1 pseudogene is annotated in these 560 nt (G+C 49.1%); it reads left to right on the top strand.

Annotated features, from left to right (window positions below):
• Positions 1–315, top strand: a pseudogene (locus HGH47_RS12240) (AAA family ATPase); the annotation flags it as partial.
• Positions 316–560: the final 245 nt, after the last annotated feature.

Below are 560 nucleotides of genomic sequence, written 5' to 3' on the forward strand. Positions count from 1 at the left end.
GTAGTCCTCTGCGGACTGCCCGACTTACGGTACAAGCTGGAAAATCGCCGGAACGACCATCACCAGCTCACCAGCCGCGTCGGGGTGTTTCTTGAAGTCAAAAAGATGAGCAAAGCCGATGCCGCAAAAATCATCGGAGCGGTCTGGCCTCGTCTTTCAAAGGAAACGCTTGAGCTTTTTGTCAAAGCGTCAAAGGGATCGGTGCGGACGCTCACCAAACTGATGGGGCGGGTGCATCAGACAATGGCAATTAACCGGCTCGATGAGCCGGATGAGGAGGTTATTCAAGCAGCAGGAGAAATGCTGATGGAATAAAAACTAATCGGAGCAGAGGAGGTGTAAAGCGTATGTATGGGTGGCTATATCGAAGAGCATTAGACTTAAAAGATGTAGGGGAAAAAGTGCGGTGCCGCACGTTAGTACTGGCTGGATTGTGCATAAAAGAATGGGTTTTATCGCACATGATGAGCAAACACACAAGACCATAAGTGGAGGTTATCTATGGCAAGGTACAAGCCGAATATCGGCAAAATCAAAACGCTTGAGGATGCGGATTTAGC

The sequence above is a fragment of the Treponema sp. OMZ 805 genome, assembly GCF_050937395.1.
Taxonomy (GTDB): domain Bacteria; phylum Spirochaetota; class Spirochaetia; order Treponematales; family Treponemataceae; genus Treponema.